The organism is Opacimonas viscosa (assembly GCF_024199005.1).
Lineage (GTDB): Bacteria > Pseudomonadota > Gammaproteobacteria > Enterobacterales > Alteromonadaceae > Opacimonas > Opacimonas viscosa.
The window spans coordinates 1-245 of the sequence record NZ_JANATA010000278.1 but is presented as its reverse complement, the minus strand read 5'-3'; the positions used below and the strand labels follow the sequence as shown (position 1 = coordinate 245).

Below are 245 nucleotides of genomic sequence, written 5' to 3'. Positions count from 1 at the left end.
CTGAAGCGACGCGATGGTTTCGGTTTCAGAGCCACCAGACGTAACCCGCAATGACAGAGAAGCGGGGTTAGCTTTAGCATATTTTAAGCGCTCAAGATCCCATGCTATGTGATGCTTCAAGCTCATCTTCGCTGAATTATTGTCGAGCACCTGAGCCTGCAGATCACTCACCTGCATAAGCCCATCCCGACTTTGATTAATGCCCGTTCCCGCTAACCCATTGGTTATTTGATTAAGCTGAATAC

General features: G+C 48.2%; 1 protein-coding gene. It reads right to left on the bottom strand.

The window, feature by feature from the left end:
* Positions 1-245, bottom strand: a 245-nt coding sequence (locus NLF92_RS13585) for a hypothetical protein (protein WP_254102791.1), incomplete at both ends; no start/stop codon positions are given.